The sequence below is a fragment of the Synechococcus sp. WH 8016 genome, assembly GCF_000230675.1.
Lineage (GTDB): Bacteria > Cyanobacteriota > Cyanobacteriia > PCC-6307 > Cyanobiaceae > Synechococcus_C.
On the sequence record NZ_AGIK01000001.1, the window covers coordinates 946,448 to 971,829 of the forward strand.

A 25,382-nucleotide genomic window follows, 5' to 3' on the forward strand; every position below is an offset into this window, starting at 1 on the left:
AAGTCCATTGTCGCTCCACGTTCATGAAGCTCTCCTCCTGCCTTCTGGTCTGCGCTCTCGCGGCACCGATGCTGCAGGCGTTCCCTGTGCCAGCGGCACGAGGAGAACAGCTTTTAGCCCAGGGAGCGTTGGCGCCACGCACCCCACTGAGTGCCAGTGAGGCCAGTGAAGCAGCAGATGCACTCCTGAAAGCGCTGCAAGCCCGTAACGCCCAGGCTTTGTTTGATCGCCTATCAACGCCACTGCAAAACGCAACCACCGTTGAAGCCGTCAAGGGGCGCTTGAACAAGGCTCATCGCATCAAATCCACCCGTGTTGTGGCGATTTATCCAGGGATCGATGACACCACCGTCGATGTCATTGCCCAAACCGAGCAAGGCAGCAAAGAACTGCTTCTCGTTCTCGACGATGAAGGCAAGCTCGTGGCCTGGAAATGGTTAGGGGAAACGCTGCCGATCGAGACAACCGCTCTGAAATTTGTGCGTGATCTCGACGCACAACGCTGGATTGCAGCTCGCTACTACCTTTCGCTCGATTTTCAAAAAGAAATCTCCCCAGAAGATCTGGAACGTAAGTGGAGCAAATTAAGCCGCGTCCTGGGAGGCGTGAAGCGGATAAAAAATGCTGTCATCTCAAGCAAAGGGGCCGATCAACAACTCGTTTTGGTCACCATTGAATTTGGAACCGTGACCGACAACTTGTTCGTCATCTTCGATGGCCAAGGCCGAATCATCAATGTGGACTTCTCTGAGGATCTGGTCTGATCCCAAAAACTCAGCACATTCCATGCAGCCAAGGCGGGTTTTCCGCTTAAGCTCCCGGGCTAACGAAGACCATCCCCCTGCATGACCGGCGCTGTTCTCGACTGGATGGTTCAGGACAGCCAGAGGCTGGCTGAATGCCGACACGACCATCCCTTCTCTCTTTTGGGGCCCCAACAGCTGGAGTCGGGCCAATGGGTCGTGAGAGCTTGGGTTCCCGAAGCTGAAACCGTTGAGTTGATCCTCAATGGCGAACGCCTATCGATGCAAACGCCTCATCACCCATGGGTTTTTGAGGCCGAATGTTCTCGGGATCCAGGCCATAACTACAAATTGCAGATCCGCCGTGGCGGGATCGAACACGAACAATTCGATCCTTGGGCTTTTCGGCATGAGTGGATGGGCGAGATGGATCGCCACCTCTTTGCAGAGGGCAATCACCATCACATTTGGCGTCGGATGGGAGCCCACCGCTGCCAACAAGGTGGCATTGAAGGTGTGATGTTCTGCCTGTGGGCACCGAATGCACTCACCGTCAGCGTGATCGGAAATCTCAATTCATGGGATGGCCGCTACCACCCCATGCAGCAGAGACTGGGCGGCATCTGGGAGTTGTTCGTTCCTGAGCTTGAGGAAGGACACTTTTACAAATATGAGATCCGCACCCAAGACGGCCACTGTTATCAGAAGGCTGACCCCTATGGCTTCCAGCATGAAGTCAGGCCTGATACCAGCTCAATCGTTAGTCATCTCGACGGATTTCAGTGGAGTGATGACGCCTGGATCAGTAGCCGAGATCGTAGGAACCCTCTCGATCAGCCGATCTCGGTCTACGAGATGCACCTTGGCAGCTGGATTCACGCCTCAGCAGACGATCCATTCATCGAAGCCGATGGAACGCCACGCCCACCGGTGCCTGCGGCCGATCTCAAGCCAGGGGCCCGTCTGCTCACCTACCCAGAGCTTGCCGATCGTCTGATCCCTTACGTCAAAGAGCAAGGATTCAGCCACATCGAATTGATGCCGATCACAGAGCATCCCTTCGATGGTTCATGGGGATACCAAGTCACCGGTTGGTACGCACCCACAAGCCGCTACGGCACTCCCGACGAATTTCGCGCCTTCGTCGATCGCTGCCATGCCGAGGGCATCGGAGTGATTATCGATTGGGTGCCTGGTCACTTCCCCAAAGACAGTCATGGGCTTGCCTTCTTCGATGGCTGCCACCTGTACGAACACGCCGACCCACGGATTGGCGAGCACAAGGAATGGGGGACCCTGATCTTCAATTACAGCCGCAATGAAGTTAGAAACTTCCTTGTTGCCAATCTCGTTTTCTGGTTTGACCAATTCCATATCGATGGCATCCGAGTGGATGCGGTGGCATCGATGCTCTACCGAGATTATTTGCGGCCTGATGGTGAGTGGCTAGCGAACGAACACGGGGGTAGAGAAAACACGGAAGCGGTGCGCTTCCTTCAACAAGCCAATCACGTCCTGTTTGAGCATTTCCCCGGTGCTCTCTCGATCGCCGAAGAATCCACCACTTGGCCCATGGTGACTCAGCCCACAGAGAGTGGTGGCCTGGGCTTCAACCTCAAATGGAACATGGGTTGGATGCACGACATGCTCGATTATTTCGAGCTGGATCCGTGGTTCCGCCAGTTTCATCAAAACAACATCACGTTTTCGATCTGGTACACGTACACCGAAAACTTCATGCTTGCCCTCAGTCACGACGAAGTCGTGCATGGCAAGAGTCATCTTCTGCACAAGATGCCCGGTGATGACTGGCAGAAGTACGCCAACACGCGGGCCTTACTGGCCTACATGTGGACGCACCCAGGCAAGAAAACGATCTTCATGGGCATGGAGTTCGGCCAACGTGCTGAATGGAACGTGTGGGGAGATCTCCAGTGGGATTTGCTGAACTACGAGCCGCACGCGGGCGTGCACCGAATGGTGAGAGAACTAAATGCGCTCTATAAAAAAGAGCCTGCTCTCTGGCAGGACGATTTTGATCAGTACGGCTTCCAGTGGATCGATTGCAATGACAATCGCCATTCCGTGATCAGTTTCATGCGCCGAGAAAGCACAAGTGGCTCCTGGCTTGTGGTCGTGGCCAACTTCACCCCCCAAAGCCATTCCCATTACAGGGTGGGAGTTCCCATCTCTGGCTTCTACGAAGAGATCTTCAATACGGATGCTGCCAAATACGGCGGCAGCAATCTTGGAAATCTTGGTGGCAAGCCCTCCGATGAGTGGGGCATCCATGGTTACGACAACTCCCTAGATCTCTGCCTGCCACCGCTCAGCCTGATGGTGTTTAAGCACGACCCCAAAAAAAGTTTGGCTGAAGTCTCCGTCAAAGAGAGTGCTTAGGTTCAGGTGATGTGACAAAACTGCCCGGATCGCCGTAAAACACAGCGTTTTGGTCAGTTTCGTCAGGTAGGTTGCCGCCTTGATCTGCACGCATTCATGAGCGAGACCCTGCCCCTACTGCTCCGTGCCGCCCGCGGAGAAGCGGTAGAGCGTCCTCCTGTCTGGATGATGCGCCAGGCAGGTCGCTACATGAAGGTCTATCGCGACCTTCGCGATCGCCACCCAAGCTTCCGTGAACGATCTGAGAACCCGGATCTCTCCTATGAGATTTCGATGCAGCCGTTCAAGGCCTTCCAGCCGGATGGGGTGATTCTGTTTTCAGACATTCTGACCCCACTTCCTGGCATGGGGATCGAGTTCGACATTGTTGAGAGCAAAGGCCCTCAAATTGGCGATCCGATCAGGAGCCTCAGTCAAGTTGAAGCTCTGAGACATCTTCAACCTGAAGAAAGCATGCCGTTTGTGGGCGAAGTGCTTGGCCGCCTGCGCAGCAGTGTTGGCAATCAGGCTGCCGTCCTCGGGTTTGTAGGGGCACCCTGGACCCTTGCGGCCTACGTCGTGGAGGGCAAAAGCAGCAAGAACTATGCGGTCATCAAAAAGATGGCCTTTCAGGAGCCAGCACTCCTGCACAAACTCCTCGATCACTTCGCGACATCGATTGCCACCTACCTCCGCTATCAAATTGATTCCGGAGCCCAGGTCGTACAAATGTTTGACTCCTGGGCCGGGCAACTCAGCCCCGCCGATTACGACACCTTTGCTGCGCCGTATCAGAAAAAAGTTGTCGATCTCGTCAAACAAACGCATCCCGACACCCCCTTCATCCTTTACATCTCTGGAAGTGCCGGGGTCTTAGAGCGAATGGGTCGCACAGGTGTCGACATCATTTCTCTGGATTGGACGGTGGACATGGCTGAAGGACTTGCGCGCCTTCCTGACCACATCGGCGTCCAGGGCAACGTGGATCCAGGACTGCTCTTTGGCACACCTGAGGCCATTCGCGATCGCATCGATGATTGCGTGCGCAAGGCCCGTGGCCGCCGCCACATCCTGAACCTGGGCCATGGAATTCTGCCTGGAACGCCTGAGGAGAACGGCCGCGCTTTCTTTGAAGCCGGCAAGACCGTCATGGATCGAATCGGGGGGGCTGATTGATCCAGGCACCCGAACGAATCCTGATTACCGGCGCTAGTGGTTGCGTCGGCCAGTACACAGCAGCTTGGCTACTGGAAAATTCTGATGCCGAGTTGCTGCTTTGGCTGCGTGATCCAGCCAAACTTTCGGCGATCTCAGCGGATCAACCGCGTGTACGCCTGTTAATCGGTGATCTTCGAGAAACAGACCGATTTGCCAGCGAACTCTCCACTGTGACCAGGGTGATTCATACGGCCACCGCATGGGGAGATCCTGAACGTGCCCACCAGGTCAATGTTGTTGCCGTCAAGCGGATGCTGGCCCTGCTGAATCCAGCCGTCGTAGAGCAAATCATCTACTTCTCTACCGCCAGCATTCTCGATCGTTCGTTGCAGCCGCTCCAGGAAGCCCTGGCCTACGGCACCGAATACATTCAAACCAAGGCGCAATGCTTGAGGGAGCTGGAACAACACCCCTTGGCTGAACGCATTGTGGCCGTGTTTCCAACATTGGTCTTCGGCGGAAGGGTGGATGGAACAAGCCCCTTCCCCACGAGTTACCTCACGGAAGGCCTAGCAGAAGCCAGCAAATGGTTATGGCTGGCTCGCTGGCTGAGAGCCGATGCCAGCTTTCATTTCATCCATGCGGCTGACATTGCAGCCATCTGCGGAATCCTGGCGACCACGCCTCATCAACCGAATCCAGAACCTGGCCAGGGACCCGTCCGCAGACTTGTGATGGGGCAACCATGGATCAGCGTGAACGATGCTGTTGCCACCCTCTGCCGCTGGAGAGGTGTTTCACGAACTCCTGGGATCCCCCTTTGGAGCTGGCTGATTGAAGGCTTGATCAAGATCCTTCCGATCGAAATCAACGCATGGGATCGCTTTTCCATCCACCAGCGCCACTTCGTTCATGATCCCGTCACCCAGCCTGAACGCTTTGGAGGTCGCAGCCATGGACCAGACCTTGAAACAGTTCTGATGGATTCGGGCCTTCCACACCGTGGAAGCATCTGAACAGCGTTAAACTGATCGCAGTGTTTATGAGCTCATGATCAGCCGTTTGCGTTCTCTCCTCTCAGCCGCGATTGCTTTCGCTCTCGTTCTCGGGTTAGGTGTTGGCACAGCCAACGCTGCCACTGTTGAAGTGAAGCTCGGTACAGATTCCGGAATGCTGGCTTTCGAGCCAAACACTCTGAATATCAAAACGGGTGACACAGTCAAATTCGTCAACAACAAGCTGGCCCCCCACAACGCCGTGTTTGATGGCCATGACGAACTGAGCCACAGCGATCTTGCGTTTGCTCCCGGCGAGTCATGGGAAGAGACCTTCACTGAAGCTGGAACCTTCGACTTCTACTGCGAGCCACACCGTGGCGCCGGCATGGTTGGCAAAGTCATCGTTGAATGATCGTTTAGATCAGCAGTTGAACACAAGTCCGGTGAGCGTTTTAACAGATGCGCACCGGGCTCTTTTTTTGTCCCCTGAAATGGATAGGGTTTAAGAAAGTCACGCCGATGGTGATGCTTAATCCCATTTCCCTGTTTGCTTTGATGCTCTGCATCAGCCTCAACCTCTTGGGAGTCTCGCCTGCATTTGCGGCCAGCACTCCTGCCGTTGACCTCGATCATGGTGGCCAACTGTTTTCAGCCAATTGTGCTGCCTGTCATATGGGCGGTGGCAACGTGATCAGTGCCTCCAGAACCTTGAGTCAAAGTGATCTGCAAGCGCATCTCAATGAGTACGGCGACGATCACATCGAGGCCATCGAGCACCAAATTGAAAACGGAAAAAATGCGATGCCCTCGTTTGTAGGGAAGTTGAGCGAACAAGACATCATTGATGTGGCTGCCTACGTAGAACTGAAGGCTGAAAAGGGCTGGCAACGATGAGCCGAGAGGGTTGGAAAGACTTTTTGCACGCTGCAGAACGAAGTCCCGCTCTTCAGCGTGAGCTCAACGCCTGCAAGGAAACACAAGACATCATTCAGATTGGCAAGCGGCTTGGTTTTGCCTTGTGCTTGGACGACCTCAACCATGACGCGCAAGCCGAAGCCATTGGCAAGTGGTTCGAGCAAAGCACAATCCAATAATCAGCAAAACCACCACGTCACATCCTAAAAATCTCGGCCTTAGAGTCATTAGGTATTAAGGACATCAAGACGTTGATCAAAGCGAATGCAATGACCAGCGAACAGTTGGATCGTGTGATTGAGATGGCCTGGGAAGACCGCACACCATTCGAGGCGATTGAATATCAGTTTGGTCTCATGGAGAAAGATGTGATCAGCTTGATGCGACAAACCTTAAAACCAGGATCCTTCCGTAGCTGGCGTCAACGCGTTTCAGGCCGCAAAACCAAGCATGCGGCCACCAGCCGTTCCAACCGCTTTAAAGCAGCCTGCCACCACTAAGCAACACCGCAAATTCAATCCTTTGATTGATTGCTTGAGCGACTCGCAATCTTGGCATCTGCCCAACGTGAGAAAAAATAAACGGCAATAAACATCGGCAGGTAAGCAACCCACATATTGTCTAGCTCCAGTCCGCTGTTGTTAACGAGAACCAAGCCTCCATAGCCAACAACAAAATAAATACCAGCTCGGCGAAGAGCTCCAACCTGTTTAGGATTCATTGAAATCAACCAAGGAATCCTCACGCTAATAGATTCTTCCATCACGGGCATCCATCTCCACCCAACCAAGAAGCAGCATCCACAATCCCAACAGCGATCCAGGGTGCCATGGGTCTCCTGAGCAAACCCTGGCCATGAGGAGTGAACTCCCATCAACGAGGCAGGGACAGTCTCTTGAACAAGATATCCAAGAAGCAGCAGGTCCATTTCAGAGCCAAGCTTCGGAGGATGCCTAAGAGCGTAGAAACAGGCTCAACAGCACAATCCTTGAAGCAAAAGAGATAGAAAGTATTTGTTAGGCTCAAAAGATCCATCAAAAGCTACGAACCAACAAGCCAAGAGACAACTACGACAACACAAACAATCATGACCGAATAATTATTTCATGAACATGCGTTCCACGAGTCAAGAATAAAGCAACTTCCTATTAAGCGATGCATGCTCCAACCAAAAATAATCCATGCAAATGCACATTATCAGACATGCAACAGACGAAAGCTCGATGCCAAAAACTTTTTCTAGGCAATTATTGAGATAGGTTGGCTTCGTGAAACCAGAAGGAAAGAAATGACTGACATCCAAAACCGCCCAAGCCCAAGCGAAATGACCTACGCGCAAGCCTGGGAGGAATATCAAAACAATGGCGAGGCCTGGAGAACCGAGCATGATGAAGCCCTTCAGCAAGTGCGCTTAGACATGCCTGAAGCCGGCTCCGGCGCACTTGTGGAAGCGGGACTGATCATGGCAGCTCGGCCCATTGGTCAACGCCAAGAAGCACTCAGCCGGTGGCACGAATTCTTCGAAAGCGACAAAAAGACGAATGCTTTAAATGGTTATCCATCCGGACACCCCAAATCATGCAACTAAGGCACCTATTTCTTTTGATCAAAAAGAAGAGCGTATTACCGTAATTTTTCTTGCTTTTATCAACAAAAGATGCCGCCTATTAACGCTTGAAGAAGCAAGCCTGCATAGCCATGAAAAATACAATTAATACTGTGATTTGTTTAATTATTTTATCTTGACACACCTCACCATTCAGTACTTGACGAGCCTTCATATCACTTTCGAACAGCCTCCAACACGGCAAGATACAGATCCTCGTCAATCTCGCGGATGTAGAAATCGACTTAAGTCCCTTACTTATTTTTTAGATAGCGTGCATAAAATGTGCATAGAAGCAGCAAGTTAGAGGCAATCAAAGGCACAGTGAGGGCTTACAGCCACCTGACATCAAATGATCCCAATAGGGCATGAGTAAACAACTGACGACGGACAAAGGCTGACAGCAGAAAGCTCTGTTCAAAGAATGGTTAGAGCCAAAGACCTCTATGAGCAAAGAGACAGAGACACAGACGCCCTTAGCCGAGGCAGTTGATGGGATGGTGATCACGGAAGAAGACCTCGAAGGGGCTGGAACTGGTGAGGTCGATCAATCGAGCATCATTTCTTTTGTGATGGAGGCTGTTGAAGCAAAGGGATACAAGCTTGAAGGCAGGGGTCGAGCGACTGGCGGCCAAACATTCCATATCGGTGGTGAGGACGAGTTTGAGTGGTCCGATATGGATGACAACAAAGGAATACTGATTGAGAAGAAACCCATACGCATAGGCATGTATACGATCAAAGAATTATTGGATTTAGGCGATGTTAAGGGCACCCAATACCTACAAGACAGGGTCACGGAAATACTCTCTGGACTTGCAGAAGTCTCTGTAGAGAGAGCAGACAAGTATTTCAAGGCGTTGGGGGAGGCGTATAAGGAATATGACGAGGACTTCTGTGAAGCGCGATCGTTTGTCTTAGAGGAATCAGACGACGCTGAGGAGATGACAAAAATCGATGATGACCTTTACGGAGAGGTCTATGACCGACTTCAAATCCCGAAAGACAACCCAGACGAAACACTGATCTTCTGGCTCGCGGAAGCATGGGATGAGGGTCTGGAACAAATCGTGACGGGCTACTGGGTGCCGGAGGTCAAGAGCAACGAATTCGAACCACTGCCTGAGGCAGGCGACGCCACATCCATTGGCTTTACACAAGAGGACCTGGACGAAGCTCAAGTCCCAGGCATTGAGTCATTCGACGATATTCCTGAGATGAGCGATGACGGGGCTGCAATGTTGGCCGGTTCCCTATACACGGCCATTTACGGCATCAAGGTCGAAAACCAACACTGCTCGGAATTTGACCATGGAGTGCCTTATTGGCAGGGCTTCGTCAATGAGATGCACTGGAGGTTTGAGCTTGATGGCGACACCTGGTTGTTCTGCGTGGCACACAGCCCAGATGACCTGTGACAAGCCAGTTGGTTACATCGATAGCCACTTGAAGGACTAATCACTATTGACCCCCTCACCTAAACAACAAGCCTGAGGACTGACAAATGGCTGGATTCAAAGACGAGATCACCAGAGACGACGGCTACTCCTATCGAGTCAGCAACGAGATCTTTAAGCGTGACAAATCCTTCAAAGAGATGACACCAGAAGAAGCTGCGGAATCACTGAGAGGAGAGGACAAAGATCGATGGAAGATGCAAAACGCATGGGCATCTGCCAAGGGAGAAGCACCGACATTGCCTTCCTTAGAAAAAATGCTGACACCAAAAGAGGACAAAGGTCTCTTTTGCCACAAGGGGAAAGCAAGGGGAGACATGCAGATGATTGTTTGGCAAAACGGCTTTTGGTCGGCACTTGTGAATGTCGATGAGCCAGGGAGACCGAACTCGAAGTATCCGATGTGGAGCTTGTCGGTGCTTGTCGGCAATGCCTACAAAACTGACGCAGCAGATATACGAAAAGTAATTGTCGCAATCCACGGAGAAGACGGATACGAGCAATGGAAAAAGGCCGTGCTGGCAGACAAGACAGGGCTCCACTCAGTGCTCGACGGTCTCGCTGACTGGTGCGGACAAAAGAAGAAAGTCGCTATCAGCTACACGTCATCACCATCGTCAGAACGTTTGCTGAAGTCATGCGGCATTCGCGTCCAACGTGATTGGGCATTTATTTATCCCCACTACAAGGGTCATTGGGGACCACGAGAAAACGACTGACCACTATGGAACTCACCTCTAAGCAACAGACCAATCTCGACTCCATCATCGAGATGCTTCCTGACATCCTTAGCGATGACTTGCCTGATGTCACTGACCCAAGCAAATTCGTTCAGATCATTTTTGATATCGAATCAGATGACCCTGAAGAAATCGCTATCGCTACCAAAGTGAGTGACCAACAAGAGAGTGAGATGGCCGGAGCTGTGCTGATCAAAAACTTGCCGAGCATTGGCAACGCACCAACTATTCAGCTCTACGCAATGGATATTCGGCGCTAATAGCAATTCGTTCACCCTTTTAGGGGAGCAAAAGTAATGCCAAATCACCCATTTGGGGGATATACATAGTCACTCAACATGGCATACTTAATACATGGAAAGGCAATCAACTCTTTCCACTATTCACAACTAACCAAGTTACAAGATGACTAACTCCAACGAATACGCAAACATTCTCGACACACTAAACAGTCTCTACCCCGATGTAGAATCAGAAGTCGCAATCCTAAACTTCATCGCTGACTGCCAAAACGGTGTTTACGGAGAAGAAGGAAAAGCTAAAGCCGCTAAGTTCAAACAGCACTGAGCATCAACACATAACAAAAGGAGGTCATCGCACCTCCTACCAACTACTCACATTCACACTCAACTAAGTCCCAATATGACTAACTCAAACCGCATCAATGTCCCGCTCATCGCAAAGAACATAGAAGACGCTCACAAGAAACTTGCATCAAAAGAATTGGATCCGTTCTTCACTCGCGACGTGACAGAACAAATACATCAGTGCCTCGAAGATCAAATCGCTCTTGATCGCTGGTTGCCCGAAAATGCCACAAGCACGGAAGACAGCTGGACGACACAAGAACAACTCGAAAAAGCACGACAGAACTATCAACTCACTAAAAACTCCTGATCTATAACGATCGCAACTAACAGGAGGTCTTCGCACCTCCTATCAACTTATCAACTACTAAACAAATGGATTACGCACAAAAAGTCAGCTTCTGCATCGAAATCAGCAACAACCTCAACGTCTATAAGCAGATGACGGTCGAAGAACTAAACGATTGGATCAAGACAGACGAAGGACGAAACATGGTCGTGGCTCAACTGCTCTCAGATAGCAGCACGATCACCAAGCTCATAGCCATCGAAGCTGATGATGAAGCCGAGTTCGTCGGCTGAGCTTTACCTCCAACCAATAAACACATAACAGAGGAGGTCACACTCCTCATTTTTTATGCAAACACAACAAGCCTTTCTGACCGATATTCAGGACTACTACGAGTCTGTGAACCTCAAAGCTGGCGATCCTGACCATGTATGGGAGATGGCGAATTATCCAACTCCTCGCCATATCGGCGGCAAACAAAAAGTGCCACTAACTAAATATCACCACGCTCTTCATGGCGTGATTCAATCTGAGGAGACCGGATCAGCATCGATATTTGCCTGGGAGGGACGAGTAATCCTCAACGGACCTTTCGTTGACGGATGGTTTGACCTACTCGATTCATTCGACTACTGGATGCACGAGCTCAAACGAGAAGCCGCATTGACACTGCACTCTAAAAAGTTGCCGGATGGCCGTAGTGCTTACGCCGTTAAAGCTGCCAAAGCTCATCACGCTTCGCGATAGATCCTCCAAAGCCCAGTCCCGGACCGTTCAAGTCTGTGACCGCAGCGAACGACCGATGATTTCCATCCATTTGTTGTGGAGGACGAGACTCCACAGCACTCTGCAACCTGCTTACTGCTGAGTGTCCATTGCTCATCAGCTGCTTTCGATAAAAGTTCGTGATTGCGGAGTGGGTTGTGTGTCGGCACGGCTGACACTTGATTGACAGCAGACGCAATCGCATCAGCCAATAACTCGAATCCATTGGCACCGCAGACTTCAGGTGAATTGGTGATCGGTGTCGCCTGTATATCCACTGTCATCTGTCTGACGTCTGATGTCTGTCCACCTATGTCATTGAGACTGAATCCCTCTTTGAGCAACGCGTCGACTCGATCCAACTCCTCCACTTGCTCTGGAGCGAAGAACGAACGATTGCCACGCTTCATCGGTTTGACATCAGTGGCACCAAGTCGCACATACAGTTGCTGCCTTGAAATGCCGTATCTCTGAGCCAGATCGGTAATGGTGAGCATCTGTCTTGCGTAAGCCGTCTAATGACAACACGACACACCAAAACGACAGACAGCTCAAGCCGGTTAAACCAATTGAATAGTGTGAAGTCCAAGCTGAAAACAAGTGTCGCCATGTCCAACTCGTCTTAACCCCCTCGTAGAAGGTAGTGATAGCGATAAGAAAACGATCAGAGCAACTGTCATCTAAGCAGTGACGCTGGACAGCGTTTGCTATGCGAGCAAGAACACAGCGATGGTTTTGCAGCTAGGAGTAAGCTTCTAGCCCTTTTGAGGGACAACTCAGCAACGAAAAACACTCAGATGAGGGATTCGGATTCAGTTCGTTTCAGCGATGGTTAAGAGGTCCAAGAGGGATGACCTCCACACAATGTCTCTAACAGTGAAACTCTTTACAGCATTCGCTCTAATTGCTGGAGCCCTACCCGTAGCTGCCGCTGGTGATGTCTCTCCAGAGATCCACGAATTGTGCCTGAAGGCAGCTGACTATCGAGGTTGCATTGAAGCTCAAAAAGGCACTCCTGAGTATGTAGGCAATAAATGTCCTACCAATCATGCATTTATTGGTGATGGCAAGTGCCAACGCGTTTATTGCGATTGGGTCGGGCTTGGTGGTGGACACCATGAACCACTTGTTGCTGGCAAGTCAACATGGAAGTGCAAAAACAACTACAACTTTTGGAAAGACGAACTTCAAGTCGGTTTACTTCGCCTAGGTGCAACAGTTGATATTGAGCAATCTGACGGCTGCCCTTCTGTGTCGCCCAAGATCGGTTGGAAAAGTAGTTGCGAACATGCCAAGCCAAATTGGCGTGCCATCGAGGCAGAAGCAAACCGCCCTAAGTGCGATGCCAAACTCGTGCCCTTTGAATGCGACTGGAACGCCTACCTAGATGCCAACCCTGCAACAAAAGCCTGGGCTGCAGCTAACCCAGCCATGGCAGAACAAGAGCGCATCAAGATGACTACCGATCCAAGGAAGATGTGACCTAAAAGACAAAATTTATCGGGAAGCCTGAAGCCTGGTGGCTGAAAGCAATACAAAACCCGGAAGAGAAAAGCAGGGGGCGTTATGTGTCGCTATCGATCTCCCGACTGAATATTCACTGTCCACCAAGAGCAGGGTTTTAAACGGCCGATTGAGCTTCAGAGCAATATCACAGCTTCTTTGAGATGAGCTATTGGTTTCCCCAGTAAGCAGCACGTATCTCCTCTAGTGATCTGCTTGGAGTCACTTTGCTTTTTTGATCTAGCTTCTCTTCCGCAGTCGGTGCTGATTCATCAAACCGTTTGAGTAGCTCGTCCAGTGCCTCGTCTTTGAGGACTGGATTGAAATGTTTTTGCATTTGTCTGTCTAATAGTGGATCGAGCAAAACCAATTGCTCCAACGATCGGGTTGATTGATGATCTTGTCTGCTTCTCTCTTGACCTCACCTGGTCGAATCATCAGCCAATAAGCCTCAGCTTCTACAGCCTCATCAAATTTCGCAGCTCGTTTGCCATAAGGACGAATCAGATTGTCCGCTTTAGCCCATGCCTGAACATCATTTCTTGAGCCATCAAAGGTTACGTCTTGAAGCAAATGGACAAACTCATGTCTCAGCACTGCTTCCATTCGACTCCAACTCGTCATTCGAGAGACGATCAATTCGATCCAATGGTCTTGAGACCGGTAAAGCCCAACGACATCAGCATCATCTTTATGCCATTGAAGAGTCTTTGACTTGTTCCACCAGTTCATTTCATTCTCACTTGCAATGAGCGTGATGCCACCAAAGAAGTTGATTTGTCTTAGTAGGTTCAGAAATAAAGTCCATCTCTTATGACCTATTCGTTTTGTCTTAGAGATGAACCAGTCGATAGCGTCAATTCCGCTAAAGGCAAGACCAAATTTATTGATGACCTGTTTTAGCTCATCTGTAGATAGCTTCACCTCGTTTCGCCATAGTCAATTCGCTTTCTGATTTCTTTGATCTTTTTCTCGGTTCGCTCTAAGGATTCGTAAATTGCCTCTGATGCAGCCTTCTGAGCCTTAGCTTCTTTTATGAAACTCTTTTGATGATCCTCGATCAACTTATTGATGCCAAATTTGATTTGAGCATCCGTCATGCCTTCCTCAATCACTTCTTTCGTAAAGCGATCAATGATGCTTTTAGGTGGCGTGACTATTGCTTCTCCCTGCTTACACTCGTAATCCTTTTTGCTTATCTCTTCATGCCCTTCGGCACCTTGTCTTTCTTTAGCCATGATTAGTAATGATTGATAGCCAATGGTCTGCTCTATCTTTGCAGAATTGGGCGTGACTTATTTTCTTTGAGTCAAGATCAGGGCTTATCGATTGAGCTCGTTTGAGTAGTCGTTGTGTCCAATCAAGTCCGATTGCTTTTTGTCTGAAGTTGAATTTTGCCATTGCTGACCTATTAGGCAAATAACGATCTATGCAGATTCAAAAACTCTTGAGCTCTACAACCAAGCGTGTCTTCAGTAGCTCCTGATGCCCATTCACCAAGCTCTACCTCTTCGCATCCGTCATAAGTGCCTGCAAGGACGTTTGCTGCTTCTAAGAGGTGACGACGGAGCCTGCTACGAACCAGCTCTTTACCTGCATACTCATTGACTTTGATTGAAGTCTCAATTGCTTTGAGCCAATCGCTGATCGATCCTTCATTCTCAGCTGTGCTTAGTGCTCGTTTTGTCGAACTCACAAGCTCAGTGACCGTCCGATGATGAGACGTGATTTCAAAATCAGTGCTTTCCATCAGATGATGCTCCGTTGCTTAGCGATGAGCGTTTGTAGTTCGATTAGTTGCCGACTGAGCTCATCTTCTTTCTCTTTCAATCCAGACACCATCGGCAAGCACATGCTCGGATTAATTCGATTGGCTTCTTTGTAAAGAAGATCAATAAACATCTCTCCGACATTTACATAGCCAGACCTCAACACGGTCTCAGCAACAAGTCTTGATCGCTCATCCATCTTGATTGTTTTTCCACGAGTGGTTTGCCCACTCTCAAGTAAGCGGTTGTAGCGTCTCCTTGCGTAATTCATTCTCATAAATGGTGACCCTTTGAGTAATCTTTTGAGTAATCCTCGCAAGTAAATCTTACCCAGTGCCTATTTATAGAGTAAAATGGTCATAGAGACGATCACGTCTCTGATTGCTCTTAGAAGTAACAAACAAATGACTGATCAAACAAAAGCTGCTGCTTATCGACTACTTGCAGCACTCAGCACTGACTCTGATGCTCTCGCAGACATGCCGATCTATGGAGATTGGATGACTCATCTCGAGGATTAACTCGCTGACACCGACGAAAACTGAGCTACTGAGCTACTGCGCAACTGACCTACTGAGCTACTGAGCTACTGCGCAACTGACCTACTGAGCTACTGAGCTACTGCGCAACTGAGCTACTGAGCTACTGAGCTACTGCACTCATGACAAACCAACCACTGCTCGACCCTCACACCATCCACGAAGTCCAGATGATGATTCGTGATCTGATCAAAGACAAAGTCTGTGAGCTGGAGTCACAAGCTGCCGAGACAGCATCAGGCATGACGAACTACTCAAAGCAGTTGGCACATGCTGCAAGAGAGCTCGACAGCATGCAGCTCGAGATTTTCCTATTGCTTCACGACATCTGGGATGACGCTTGCACTTCGATGATTGCTGAGCATCAGACCACAATCACTCGTCCATCACTTCCTCAGATCACGCCACTCTCAAGCGTTGAGTTCGTCTGACCATTCTTCGGTTGGAGGAGCCACGAGCAGGATGTCGCAATCTCTTTGATTGATCTGAACGACCAAGATTTTGCGTGGATAGGTGTTGAAGCCTTTTTTAGCGGTGTCGATAGCAGCGACCAGATCATCCATCGTCGCTATCGCCCCACCTTCCACATCACGCCTTGCTTCTTCCCATAGCAATGCAAACTCCTCACCACCGTCTTCATCCATCAAGAGCTTGTTCATCGCTCTCTCAGCTCCCATCTGCTCAGTCAGTTCGATGTAGCGCTTGATCGGAGGTGATGACATGGCTGACGAGACCTTCAGATGATTCGACAAACCACTCACCGTCGTCTCCATCACTTCTGCTTCCTCACTCACCACAACACAAGGCACAGACAGATCAAATGCGGTCCTATCTCTCAGCCTTTGCCAATGCCTCTCCAGTTCGCTCCAATTGACTTTCATGCTTAGTGTCGTTTGCGTAGATGGTTCATGTGTCTTGTCCGAGCAGGCAAAGCAAATTCGATTGAGGCTTGATTCAGCAACGCTTCAGCGAGCTCAAAAGATTCAGGAGTTGCTCAATGCTGCTGGGAAGCACTCGTCTTTAGAGACCGTGATTGGGATGGCTATCGAGTTCTTGCATCACGACCTCATTGATCCAAAGGCTTCCTGATAGTCCTTGATCGATGCTCCTAAGCCGATCTTTCTCAGCCGATGGAGGAAGTCTTTGCCTCGCGTTGGCAATTCATCTGCATGATTCATCTCATAGCCGGTCACCTCTTGAAGACTGATGCCACAAAGCTCAAAGAAGGCAGTCGGAATCAGAAGTGATGCGACCTCAGCATTTTCGTTGTCCCTGAGTAGGTCAATAGCTGCCGCTTCTTCGACCAGATCTAAACGCATTGGTGACTTCGTCTCTTTGATCAAGCGTTGATAGTCGCTGTTGTCTTTTGCCCAGATCTCGGTCCAGGTTTGATAGCTCAGGATCAATTCGCCAACAGGAAGACCCAAAGGCTCCAGTCCATTGGTCTTGTCTTCTGTCTTGTCCAGTCCTTCACCTCTACCTCTGCTCTGAGCAATCAACCCGAGCAGCTCAGCAGAGAAGTCCTCATTGCTCAGTGAGTAGAAGGCAGTCTTGAGTGACTCGATGCCTTCTTCGTTGTTGTCCGAGCAGAACTCCTCGATGAGTGGCAAGAGCTTCTTGAGCTTGGTCTGAGCCTGCGTTGCTGTGACTGCTGGGTTCGTTCGAGTGAGCGTCTTGCTGCCTGTCCTGACTTCAGAGATTGATCGAGGCACGATCCATTGAGAGGGGGCAACGGTCAATTCAGTCGGCACATTCTCAAAGGTGCTCTTTTGCCCAAGAGCCTTGATCGCTATGAGAGTCGATTTGTAGCCCGCTGCTTTGGCTCTCTCGTCAGCCTCAAGCTTTTCCTTCACACCCTTTTGAATCACTCTCACAACGTTTGCGAGATGGAGATTTGTTGGAGAGGCGCCGAGTTCAATCGCCAGCTCCTTCAGCGTCTCGAGCTCTCCATCGACTTTTGCAATGTCAGAGAGCAGGTTCTCGAGCACTCGTTTGTCCCTTTTGCGAGAGCGTAAATGGACCAGACGTCACATGCCCGTCACTTATGCCTTTTCAGGTTGTGACTTTTCATCTTTTGCAATTTCAGGATCAAACGATCTCAATGACATTGACGTAGGCACAAAAAAAGCCACTCGGTCAGAAGTGGCTCAATGTCTCCATGGTCCTATGCCATCAAACCGAATAGCAATCCGATCGTCAGTGCCATAAGCAGTCTTTGATTGTGATGCTTTTTACTAACTGTTGAATCGAGCATCTCAGCTGTATGAGTCAAGATTTCGTCTTTGGTGAGTCGTGAGTCAATAATCATTGTTTCCTTTGTTTAGTGTGCTGATCTTCTGCCTCTGCAATAAGCGAGATAGCCAAGACGCAAATGTCTCGGGATGTTTTCAATGCCTACGCCTTCATCGTGCTTATCGCGGAAGAAGTCGAGTGCTGAATCGTCATCGCCATCAGAGCTGATGAATCGCTTTGTGACTCTCTTGGCTCTTACGAAGTAATTGGTGATGCCTGTTTCACTTACCAGCTCTCGTCTTAGAGCAAAGTCTTCGGATGGCTCAGAAGCCCAACCATGAGATTCGTAACTGCCCTCTGCTGCTTTGCGTAGGACGTAAAAACAGAACTTTGCATCTGGGAGCTTGTCTTCGGCAAACTCAAGCGTCCAAAACATTTCTTCTTTGAGGATTGTAAATCTGACCGGTGGATTGAGTCTTTGCATTTAGGTTGAAGCATCAATGTGCATTCAGAGACTTATTTTGTCTCTAAGTCCATTTTATGCCTTTTGTAAAACGAGTCCTAAGTAGCTTTCAACATCATTTTCACTAACGGTCAATTTGCTTTGATGCTTTTCTCTCAAAGCTTTATTCAGAGTCCTAACCTCTAACTCTTTCTTCAGAGCATCTTTCCGTTTCGTCTCAAGCACAGCTCTTACCATCAGACGTTGCTTCTCAGGTGATGCTTCGATGATTCTCTTTTCCTGAGCGTTAGCGCCTCGTTTGACGATCTTCTTAGGCTTTATCGTCCTGACTTGTTTTAGACGGATGACTTTATAGATCTGACCGTAAATCAAAACAGTCTCAGCGTCTTTAGGGATTGAGTTGGATTGTGTAAGTGGATGGGTTTCTCTTACGATTGGCTTCATAAAAACATTGCTAATCACTTGTGCTTCGTGCCTTCATCAAGACTCGAGCGACACCCTCTGATCCGTGCATATGCCTTATCTCAACGTCCTCTTCTCTTCTTGTCGCTTTGACCGTTTGACTACGACTATTGTTTTTATCGCCGCTATAGGTGACAGTCCAACCATCTTCAGTCTTTGCTGATGAAGAGGTCGTTAGTTGCCGATGGATTTCGTAGCACTCACTCTTGTTTTGTAGATTCGTCATTGCTTTTTGCTTTGAGGCTTTGATTGAGTCGTATAGCTGCAATCCAATGCAACAACCCATCAATCATGTCCTGTTGCTTATCGATGAGATTATCTTTTGAGATGAGCAATTCATCTACCCGTTCGCTCGCACTCTGGTCAATGGCATCGACTCTGTTGCCAGAATCAACATGTGCTTGATGAGCAGCAGTAAGGCTGTCTCTAAGCTTTTCGAGTTTTTCTTTCACTGATGTCATCTTTGTTCTATCGTTTCTAATTTTTTTTATAGACCACCACCACGATGATCATCCAAAAAAAAAGAAGATCATCACGGTGGTGGTAATTCAGCGATTTATGGTTTGTTCGGCGTCAATCCTGTTTGCTACTTGCTCTTTGTTGAAGTCAGGCAATCCATACTCTTCTTTGTCTTCATAAGTCAAGAGTTTGGTTTTCTCGTAAGCGTCCCAAATAAGAGGTTGCTCTAAGGCTCTACTTGCTGGCATGTCTCGCCAGGTGATCATTTGCTCAAGGCTTAGAGGTTGATCAGTTAGCCATTGAGGGTCTGAAGCGCCATACAGCGAATGGAGCATCTCATTTTTGACCCATGATTGAAGTCTTGGTGCGAGGTCATTCCAAAGATCCTGATCAGTCACAAACCTATCTGTCTCAGCTCTTAGGTCCCGAATCAACTCTCTACCTTTTTTGACGACATCAAGTGCGCTTTCAGGCATTGTCTCTAAGACATAGTCCTGATTGTCTTGCAGCACTCGTTCATACACCGATGGGAATAGCACTGATTGCATAGCAAGCTCTATGTCAGGTGCCGTCTGTCCATCGTTTGACCAGTTGCAGATAGCGAAGAGGATTGAGTCGAACACAGAGATTGTCAATGCTTGGCTAACCACTCGTGCATGAGTTTCTGCTTGTTCTGCTGCGTAAGCGAGCTCTTGTTCTGATGGAGGAGCAGGCTCGTTGCTAAAGGCAGTTGTGACCTTGCTAAAGAGATTTGAGTAGCTGTTGGTGTTCGCTGCTTCGATCAGCTGCTGATTCTGTGATTCCAATAAGGCATTTTTCTCTACTAATGCCTTTAGTGATTTGAGGTAGTAGCCAGGGTTTGAGCATCCGACGATCTCAAGTGCTTCTTTCTTCTCAGCTTCTAATGCTGCTATGCGTGCATCTTTGCATGCAATCTCTTCACTGATTTTTGACCAGTGTCTTTCAATGTTGTTCATGTTTGTAAATGGGTTTATGTGGCATCTGTGTAGTGTTTTCATGAGAAGTAGATGGGGGCGCAATCCCATCTACCAACTCACCACTTACGAGCACAGAGGAGCCCAGCTTGATAGCTAATCTAATTATGCAATTTCTAAGTTTTTGCAAATCTCAGACGCATTTGCTTATTTCACTTCTGCTTTGACTTTTGCTTCTTTTGCTTGTTCATCGGTAATAAAGACAGTGACTCCAGACCTCGCCAACTCTGCAACAACCTGCTTATCGCAAAAGCGTTCAACAATCACTCCTGTCCAGTCATAGTCTTCTTTCATTCTTCGCTCATGTCGTTGCTCTTTTCCAATTGCATCTGGATGGGCGAGACATGCCTCTAACCAAGCCTTTTGCACTTCAATCACTTCCATTGACTTATGGCGACTTACAAATCTATTTTTACCACCCACCCGAGAAGTGAATCTAATCACTTACATCTTTATCAAGACCTAACTCATTTATCAGTTTCGAGATCCGTGTCTCATCTATGCCTGTGACAAGCTCTGTTGCCCCTTTTCTCACACCTTCTATCACTGCTTTGCCTGCTGTCTCTTCGACCAATGCCTTGCACATGTCTTCCCAGACCTCAGCAGCTTCAGGATGCGTTTTGAAGTAGTCGTCTAAAAACTCTTTCAAAGCATCATCTGCCTCGACCCACCCGCCAAGAGGATGATTTTTATCGAGTAGGGCTCTGGCAACGGCATTAGCAGGCTCTTCTTCTGGCGTCTCTGCTTCAGCAAGGACCGTGACGCTCAACTTCAGATTCTTCTCGAGGTGCCAAAAATCGACACCTGGATAGGCATCAGGTGCAAATGACGCTTCTGCTTTGTTCATCAGTCAGTGAGAGATGTAGCGCCTTATTGCCCAATCATCGTTATGAAAACAGTTGTGTCAAGCATTCTTCCGTTGCACTGACACATCTTCAGCACTAGTCCAAGCCCAAAACCAACAAGGCGGCAGATCCACAAGTGGAAACTTTACACAGTACTCGCTTCCAACTGGGCTAACTAGACAGATCTATGCCATAGGAGCGAACCAGGCAGCATTATCAGATCAAATTGTGGCTCCAGCTCGTCGAGTTGGTTACGACAATGCACTGAGACGAATGACCAGGGGAAACACTATCCAGGATGTAGGGAGCGAAATTTATTTTTATAGTGCTAAAACTAATAGTGTAGAATCAGTTTTAGCCAAGGCAGGGATAAACGGATCAGGAATGAACTGGAGCGCAGCATTCCGAGGGGAAACCGAATCAAATAGTAAAAAGAATACCCTAATGCTAATGTTTATACAAAAACCCTTCACCACGGCTGTTGATTACGGACCAAACTCACCCGCAGAGGGACTACTAGGAGCAGAAGCTACCAACCGTCTGCCAAATGGTTGGCAAGGGAAAGCAGCATATATTTCATCAATCACTTATGGCAAAATATTGCTTATGAAAATGGAGTCAGTTGATACTCTTGAAGCAATGGAAGCAGCCATAGATGCATCCTATAAAGGCCTCACGTCAGAAGGCAGGGCAAACTTCGAAGGAAAGACTAAAGAAACACTCTCAAAAGCTAAATTTTCAGTATGGTCTCTTGGTGGAAACAATCAATCCATACTGAATACAATTAGCAGCTGGTCTGAAGGAGATGCAAGAGCTTCTCTAGCCAACTACTTTAATACTACAAACGAAAGCCTAAACCTCTATCCCGCAATAAGCTACAATCTCCGATTCTTATCCAACGGGAGGAGCATAAGCAATAGCACAATTATTGTCGAGGAACGAGAAAGTTGCCGACAAAATGCAACAGCCATGAATATTTCTCTGATATACAAGCATATTGAAACTGAAGACACTACTGGTGCCGACGAAATGAGTTTCAGTACATTCAATATAAATGGTAGAAACGGTAGGAACGAAGGACAAAAAACGGATAACGAAATCTGGAATGTGGGAAATAGAAGTATGAATGATGGTGACTCTGTTACCCTTTATAGAGACACATGCGTTGAAGTCCCAATGCGTGGAAGGGATAAATTCTTAGAAGTGCAGTCAACGTTCTACGATAGGGACACTGGTTTCATGGATAGCAATGATAGGGTCTGGGGAGAATATCGAGATGACATTAATCTTTCAACTCTCGCCAGACAGCTTCGGGAAGAAAATGAGCCATTCGAACAAACAGTTCGGAATGGTGGAAGAGATGGAGCAAGAGGTAGACTTACAATACGCGTTAGCCCTAATGTTACATGTAGCAACTAAGATCCTGTACATCTAACGTACAGAACAAGGCTCCCATCAAGGGAGCCTTGTTCATAGTTGCAATATGCATAATAGAAGATGACGACCAAGAAGAATCAAGGTTTCGGGTAGGTCTATATCAAGCCTTCACAGACAAAATTTCAACCAAGTATCGATAAAGGAATAAAGATTTAAGGATAAACAAATTAAAAGCGAATAACAAAGAACAAAAAACCAAAAGCTGATTCTTGACACATCAAGCAGATAGACTGCAATAAAAAAACATCGCGCCGAAGAGTACGATCATAGAAGGTCAATGGTATAACAACCAGTCAAGCAATGCAAACAAATAACCACCAATAAATCTATTATATAAGAACTAACGCAAACACTGTTGAAAGGGGCAGAGCTTCTAAGAAGAAATACTAGGGAAGATGACCATGAAACATCAAAAACAGAAATGACGGTTAATACTTAATGTAAACGGCCAGGTATAAAAGCAAGGCATTACAATACCTGTACAATTAATTAGAACGAACAAGAGGATATGCAACCAATGCCTGCCTTATAAACATGCACATCTCTAAGAATTTCGCTTACAAGTGTCTCATAATAGCTTCAGACAATTTCGATCGACCTTAACAATTAAAATAGGCAGAAAACAACCTATTGCAGATCACTGCAGCATGAAACAGAATCTAATGTTGCTAGCCTGAGATTACAAACAAACGACCACATACCCAAACAAATACCTAATAACCAGACAGATTATTCAACAATTCCTGGCAAAACAAAGAGCTATACACTTCAAAATTTCTCAGACTATTGCGTACCACTAAAGGTAATACAAAGGCAAAGACACTAAAGGCGCTGAATACACAAAGAAATGCATTTCAAGCAAGTGCTAAAAAGCACGGATAGACAGGCTCGAACAGAAGACATATAAATACAGAAATACAAATCAAATAATAAGCAAAGCGACAATATGCCCCCAGCAAGCAGCGCAAAATCAATTCATCGCATACTTATACGAAACAAATGCCTAAGAGGCAAAGCTTATACAAGGAGATTTTACACAAATACGAATAACAGAATTTAACACAAACAAGCAAAATAAACCGGTTGCGATGCGTAGCTAATTAGTGGTAAAAGCTTGTTGCAACATTGTTGTAAGCGCCGATATAAGAGCACAAGCTAACTGCTCTCCAAATGTCTTTCCAGTACAAGCCTGCCCTGTTGGAGCACCCATATCATCGGGATACTGCCCATCTCCAATATCATAATCATCCTCCTCTATATAATCTGAATCCTGCTCATCGTCAAAACCAGTTTCTGACTCTTCACCATAATCGTCCACATATTCATATTGAGAATCGTCAGAACCATTATCACTAAAATCATCAGGCAAGCATTCACCCATATCAAAGTCGAAGATCTCTCCTTCGGGGCATTCAGAACTGTAATCGTCACTCTCTTCATTGGAACCTGAATCCTGGTACTCGCTCTCAGAAGAGCCTTGCAACGTCTCCACACAACCGCTAAAATCCTGAGCCTGCATGCATGTCTCGGCAATTTGTGGATCAACTTCGGCCAAAAGCTGAACCCTATTCGCGTTAATGCTCGGAAGAACTTGCATCCAAGGGCCAACGTTGTCTAACTGAGCCAAGACGCCAAGGCCAGAGTGGCTACTTGCAGCTGCAATTGACAAGGCGTTGAAATACGATTCGGAATCTTGGCCCCACTCCCATTCGGATGGGAAAAGGGATGACTTCTTCAAGGAAGTCTTTCTTTTTTTCTTGTAATCAATCATTCGCTTCAAAGAAGATTTTGAAGCATCAGATAAAACTTCCCTCACTTGGGAAGAAATACTGAAAAGCCGCAATGGAAGCCTAGAAGGAGGCGCTTTAAATAAAGACTGGTTTCGACCGTCAATAAACAATATCAGCGCATTATTCGCAGTAATTCGAAGTAAATCTTGCTGACCTCTTGAGCTACGAACAGAAGAAGTGCTGGCAATTAAACCGAACCTTGCTCGTCTTCCATTACTCGCCTCAAGAAGTTGTGAAAAACTAGAATACAAAGGGAGCTTATAATTGTCTGATGATCGAATAAGCGCTTGAGGCTTGCGACCATTAAAATACTTAATAAATATAGATGGCGCGATAACTCCAGAATATAAGCATCTTGAAAGGCTTCCACCGGACGTCTGATAACTAAATAGCTTTGATCTCAATATCGATGCTGTGGAAGTAGGCCTTTGCCCATAAAGCCTTACCTTAAAGCCACGCACAAGGTTCCCATCTTTTCTAAAAGATCTACACGCAAGAATTGGTTTACGCAAAGAGATATAAGATCTACGCCGAGGTTCCTTGGGGGTGAGTTTTGGCTGAGTTGGATTTGTTGTTTGTGGCGACTTCTCATACTTAGGTGTCTTAAGCTTTTCATACTTAGGCGTCTTAGGCTTTTCATACTTAGGCGTCTTAGGCTTTTCATACTTAGGCGTCTTAGGCTTTTCATACTTAGGCGTCTTAGGCTTTTCATGTTTAGTTTTAGGTGGCTTGTACTGAATAGTTTTTTTGCTTTTATTTGAATCTGAACCAACTGATGAAGACTTCTTCTTTGTCGTCGATGACGCAGGCTTGTTAATAGTTGTGGTCGGTACGTTAAGGCGAAGCAACGACGGTGAGAATTGTTGGGCAAGCAGCTGTTTCGACATAGCCGGTGCCATTGAAGGGGCTACGCCAACACCCACAGCAGCAAGCAAAAAAGCCAATTTTCCAATGAGTTTCATCAGCACACCAGTCTCTGTAGCTTTGGTAGCAACGACGCGCAAACTACTGAGTAGCGCTGAAGCAAAACGAAATGAACTACTTTCTCAATAAGAGAAAGAGCTGAAACAACGAGCCTTCAACGAATTGATACCGTTCATGATCCCGATCGAATTTTGGACAAATTGAGTTTTAGGCCAATAACTTTCTGGCCCCTACAATCTTCAACTCAAAAAGCCATACGTCACCGACTCAAGCTCCACACGTTTCACCACCCGCCAACAGTAGTAGTCAAAGCGCACCCACTCGACA

Annotated in this window: 33 protein-coding genes; 18 read left to right on the forward strand and 15 right to left on the reverse strand. The window is 47.8% G+C overall.

Going from position 1 to position 25,382, the window contains the following annotated elements:
- The first annotated feature begins 23 nt into the window (after positions 1-23).
- The 8 genes from SYN8016DRAFT_RS05065 (at position 24) to SYN8016DRAFT_RS05100 (ending at position 6,693) form a co-directional block, all read left to right on the forward strand.
- Positions 24-764 carry a DUF3887 domain-containing protein gene (locus tag SYN8016DRAFT_RS05065; protein ID WP_006853234.1) on the forward strand — a complete coding sequence of 247 codons (741 nt, stop codon included), beginning with the start codon at positions 24-26 and terminating at the stop codon, positions 762-764.
- An 81-nt stretch (positions 765-845) separates the two neighbouring features.
- Positions 846-3,143: a 1,4-alpha-glucan branching protein GlgB gene (gene glgB, locus SYN8016DRAFT_RS05070; protein WP_006853235.1), complete on the forward strand. Its 2,298-nt coding sequence runs from the start codon at positions 846-848 to the stop codon at positions 3,141-3,143.
- Positions 3,144-3,239: 96 nt separating this feature from the next.
- Positions 3,240-4,298 (forward strand): uroporphyrinogen decarboxylase, encoded by a 1,059-nt coding sequence (hemE, locus tag SYN8016DRAFT_RS05075; protein WP_006853236.1) that lies wholly within the window; start codon positions 3,240-3,242, stop codon positions 4,296-4,298.
- Positions 4,295-5,296 carry an NAD(P)-dependent oxidoreductase gene (locus tag SYN8016DRAFT_RS05080; RefSeq protein ID WP_006853237.1) on the forward strand — a complete coding sequence of 334 codons (1,002 nt, stop codon included), beginning with the start codon at positions 4,295-4,297 and terminating at the stop codon, positions 5,294-5,296. The genes hemE and SYN8016DRAFT_RS05080 overlap by 4 nt, the downstream gene beginning before the upstream one ends.
- Positions 5,297-5,330: 34 nt before the next feature.
- On the forward strand, positions 5,331-5,690 hold the full coding sequence (gene petE / locus SYN8016DRAFT_RS05085) for a plastocyanin (protein ID WP_006853238.1): 360 nt from the start codon (positions 5,331-5,333) through the stop codon (positions 5,688-5,690).
- Between the two features lie 113 nt (positions 5,691-5,803).
- The gene (locus SYN8016DRAFT_RS05090) at positions 5,804-6,172 is read left to right on the forward strand and encodes a c-type cytochrome (RefSeq protein WP_038013829.1); all 369 of its coding nucleotides are present in this window, start codon (positions 5,804-5,806) and stop codon (positions 6,170-6,172) included.
- A complete protein-coding gene (locus SYN8016DRAFT_RS05095) occupies positions 6,169-6,372 on the forward strand; it encodes a Nif11-like leader peptide family natural product precursor (protein ID WP_006853240.1) in 204 nt (67 codons plus the stop codon). The genes SYN8016DRAFT_RS05090 and SYN8016DRAFT_RS05095 overlap by 4 nt, the downstream gene beginning before the upstream one ends.
- A gap of 90 nt (positions 6,373-6,462) precedes the next feature.
- Complete coding sequence (locus SYN8016DRAFT_RS05100) at positions 6,463-6,693, forward strand: TIGR03643 family protein (protein ID WP_006853241.1); 231 nt, start codon at positions 6,463-6,465, stop codon at positions 6,691-6,693.
- A gap of 14 nt (positions 6,694-6,707) precedes the next feature.
- Here SYN8016DRAFT_RS05100 and SYN8016DRAFT_RS05105 read toward each other — a convergent pair whose 3' ends face one another.
- Positions 6,708-6,965, reverse strand: a complete 258-nt coding sequence (locus SYN8016DRAFT_RS05105; RefSeq protein ID WP_006853242.1) for a hypothetical protein — start codon at positions 6,963-6,965, stop codon at positions 6,708-6,710.
- 516 nt (positions 6,966-7,481) lie between these two features.
- Here SYN8016DRAFT_RS05105 and SYN8016DRAFT_RS05110 point away from each other — a divergent pair.
- The 7 genes from SYN8016DRAFT_RS05110 to SYN8016DRAFT_RS05140 all read left to right on the forward strand — a co-directional run bounded on the left by SYN8016DRAFT_RS05110 (position 7,482) and on the right by SYN8016DRAFT_RS05140 (position 11,619).
- Entirely contained in the window at positions 7,482-7,781 is a 300-nt protein-coding gene (locus SYN8016DRAFT_RS05110) for a hypothetical protein (protein WP_006853243.1), read from the forward strand.
- A 515-nt stretch (positions 7,782-8,296) separates the two neighbouring features.
- The gene (locus tag SYN8016DRAFT_RS05115) at positions 8,297-9,217 is read left to right on the forward strand and encodes a hypothetical protein (RefSeq protein WP_159098303.1); all 921 of its coding nucleotides are present in this window, start codon (positions 8,297-8,299) and stop codon (positions 9,215-9,217) included.
- Positions 9,218-9,303: 86 nt separating this feature from the next.
- Positions 9,304-9,975, forward strand: coding sequence for a hypothetical protein (locus SYN8016DRAFT_RS05120; protein ID WP_006853245.1), 672 nt, complete (start codon positions 9,304-9,306; stop codon positions 9,973-9,975).
- A gap of 53 nt (positions 9,976-10,028) precedes the next feature.
- Positions 10,029-10,256: a hypothetical protein gene (locus tag SYN8016DRAFT_RS05125; RefSeq protein WP_141561366.1), complete on the forward strand. Its 228-nt coding sequence runs from the start codon at positions 10,029-10,031 to the stop codon at positions 10,254-10,256.
- Between the two features lie 382 nt (positions 10,257-10,638).
- A complete protein-coding gene (locus SYN8016DRAFT_RS05130; protein WP_006853248.1) occupies positions 10,639-10,893 on the forward strand; it encodes a hypothetical protein in 255 nt (84 codons plus the stop codon).
- Positions 10,894-10,958: 65 nt separating this feature from the next.
- The gene (locus SYN8016DRAFT_RS05135) at positions 10,959-11,165 is read left to right on the forward strand and encodes a hypothetical protein (protein WP_006853249.1); all 207 of its coding nucleotides are present in this window, start codon (positions 10,959-10,961) and stop codon (positions 11,163-11,165) included.
- Between the two features lie 55 nt (positions 11,166-11,220).
- Positions 11,221-11,619 carry a hypothetical protein gene (locus tag SYN8016DRAFT_RS05140; RefSeq protein WP_006853250.1) on the forward strand — a complete coding sequence of 133 codons (399 nt, stop codon included), beginning with the start codon at positions 11,221-11,223 and terminating at the stop codon, positions 11,617-11,619.
- Here the strand turns inward: SYN8016DRAFT_RS05140 and SYN8016DRAFT_RS05145 are convergent.
- Positions 11,604-12,134 carry a MerR family transcriptional regulator gene (locus SYN8016DRAFT_RS05145; RefSeq protein ID WP_006853251.1) on the reverse strand — a complete coding sequence of 177 codons (531 nt, stop codon included), beginning with the start codon at positions 12,132-12,134 and terminating at the stop codon, positions 11,604-11,606. The two genes, SYN8016DRAFT_RS05140 and SYN8016DRAFT_RS05145, sit on opposite strands and share 16 nt — an antisense overlap.
- A 367-nt stretch (positions 12,135-12,501) precedes the next feature.
- Between SYN8016DRAFT_RS05145 and SYN8016DRAFT_RS05150 the strand changes: the two genes are divergently transcribed.
- A complete protein-coding gene (locus tag SYN8016DRAFT_RS05150; RefSeq protein ID WP_141561367.1) occupies positions 12,502-13,119 on the forward strand; it encodes a hypothetical protein in 618 nt (205 codons plus the stop codon).
- Positions 13,120-13,485: 366 nt separating this feature from the next.
- On the opposite strand, the gene SYN8016DRAFT_RS05155 is transcribed toward SYN8016DRAFT_RS05150, so the two are convergent.
- The 4 genes from SYN8016DRAFT_RS05155 to SYN8016DRAFT_RS05170 form a co-directional block, all read right to left on the reverse strand.
- Positions 13,486-14,064, reverse strand: coding sequence for a hypothetical protein (locus tag SYN8016DRAFT_RS05155; protein WP_006853254.1), 579 nt, complete (start codon positions 14,062-14,064; stop codon positions 13,486-13,488).
- Positions 14,061-14,378, reverse strand: coding sequence for a hypothetical protein (locus tag SYN8016DRAFT_RS05160; RefSeq protein WP_006853255.1), 318 nt, complete (start codon positions 14,376-14,378; stop codon positions 14,061-14,063). The genes SYN8016DRAFT_RS05155 and SYN8016DRAFT_RS05160 overlap by 4 nt, the downstream gene beginning before the upstream one ends.
- Positions 14,379-14,551: 173 nt before the next feature.
- Entirely contained in the window at positions 14,552-14,890 is a 339-nt protein-coding gene (locus tag SYN8016DRAFT_RS05165; protein WP_006853256.1) for a hypothetical protein, read from the reverse strand.
- Positions 14,890-15,108: a hypothetical protein gene (locus SYN8016DRAFT_RS05170; protein ID WP_141561368.1), complete on the reverse strand. Its 219-nt coding sequence runs from the start codon at positions 15,106-15,108 to the stop codon at positions 14,890-14,892. Before SYN8016DRAFT_RS05170 ends, SYN8016DRAFT_RS05165 begins: the two co-directional genes overlap by 1 nt.
- Positions 15,109-15,570: 462 nt before the next feature.
- On the opposite strand from SYN8016DRAFT_RS05170, the gene SYN8016DRAFT_RS05175 reads away from it, so the two are divergent.
- Complete coding sequence (locus SYN8016DRAFT_RS05175) at positions 15,571-15,879, forward strand: hypothetical protein (RefSeq protein WP_006853259.1); 309 nt, start codon at positions 15,571-15,573, stop codon at positions 15,877-15,879.
- On the opposite strand, the gene SYN8016DRAFT_RS05180 is transcribed toward SYN8016DRAFT_RS05175, so the two are convergent.
- The 8 genes from SYN8016DRAFT_RS05180 to SYN8016DRAFT_RS05215 form a co-directional block, all read right to left on the reverse strand.
- A complete protein-coding gene (locus SYN8016DRAFT_RS05180) occupies positions 15,859-16,170 on the reverse strand; it encodes a hypothetical protein (protein WP_216725576.1) in 312 nt (103 codons plus the stop codon). The genes SYN8016DRAFT_RS05175 and SYN8016DRAFT_RS05180 overlap by 21 nt on opposite strands.
- A gap of 336 nt (positions 16,171-16,506) precedes the next feature.
- Positions 16,507-17,436, reverse strand: coding sequence for a hypothetical protein (locus tag SYN8016DRAFT_RS05185; RefSeq protein WP_006853261.1), 930 nt, complete (start codon positions 17,434-17,436; stop codon positions 16,507-16,509).
- A 332-nt stretch (positions 17,437-17,768) separates the two neighbouring features.
- Positions 17,769-18,164, reverse strand: coding sequence for a hypothetical protein (locus tag SYN8016DRAFT_RS05190; RefSeq protein ID WP_006853263.1), 396 nt, complete (start codon positions 18,162-18,164; stop codon positions 17,769-17,771).
- A gap of 54 nt (positions 18,165-18,218) precedes the next feature.
- Positions 18,219-18,587 (reverse strand): hypothetical protein, encoded by a 369-nt coding sequence (locus SYN8016DRAFT_RS05195; RefSeq protein WP_006853264.1) that lies wholly within the window; start codon positions 18,585-18,587, stop codon positions 18,219-18,221.
- 218 nt (positions 18,588-18,805) lie between these two features.
- On the reverse strand, positions 18,806-19,057 hold the full coding sequence (locus SYN8016DRAFT_RS05200; protein ID WP_141561371.1) for a hypothetical protein: 252 nt from the start codon (positions 19,055-19,057) through the stop codon (positions 18,806-18,808).
- A 96-nt stretch (positions 19,058-19,153) separates the two neighbouring features.
- Positions 19,154-20,041, reverse strand: coding sequence for a hypothetical protein (locus SYN8016DRAFT_RS05205; RefSeq protein WP_038013400.1), 888 nt, complete (start codon positions 20,039-20,041; stop codon positions 19,154-19,156).
- Positions 20,042-20,206: 165 nt separating this feature from the next.
- Positions 20,207-20,443, reverse strand: coding sequence for a hypothetical protein (locus tag SYN8016DRAFT_RS05210; protein ID WP_006853268.1), 237 nt, complete (start codon positions 20,441-20,443; stop codon positions 20,207-20,209).
- 52 nt (positions 20,444-20,495) lie between these two features.
- Positions 20,496-20,906, reverse strand: a complete 411-nt coding sequence (locus tag SYN8016DRAFT_RS05215; protein WP_006853269.1) for a hypothetical protein — start codon at positions 20,904-20,906, stop codon at positions 20,496-20,498.
- 271 nt (positions 20,907-21,177) lie between these two features.
- Here SYN8016DRAFT_RS05215 and SYN8016DRAFT_RS05220 point away from each other — a divergent pair, with 271 nt between their 5' ends.
- Entirely contained in the window at positions 21,178-22,323 is a 1,146-nt protein-coding gene (locus tag SYN8016DRAFT_RS05220; RefSeq protein ID WP_006853270.1) for a thiol-activated cytolysin family protein, read from the forward strand.
- A gap of 1,114 nt (positions 22,324-23,437) precedes the next feature.
- Here SYN8016DRAFT_RS05220 and SYN8016DRAFT_RS14975 read toward each other — a convergent pair.
- On the reverse strand, positions 23,438-25,135 hold the full coding sequence (locus SYN8016DRAFT_RS14975; protein ID WP_141561372.1) for a hypothetical protein: 1,698 nt from the start codon (positions 25,133-25,135) through the stop codon (positions 23,438-23,440).
- Between the last annotated feature and the right edge of the window lie 247 nt (positions 25,136-25,382).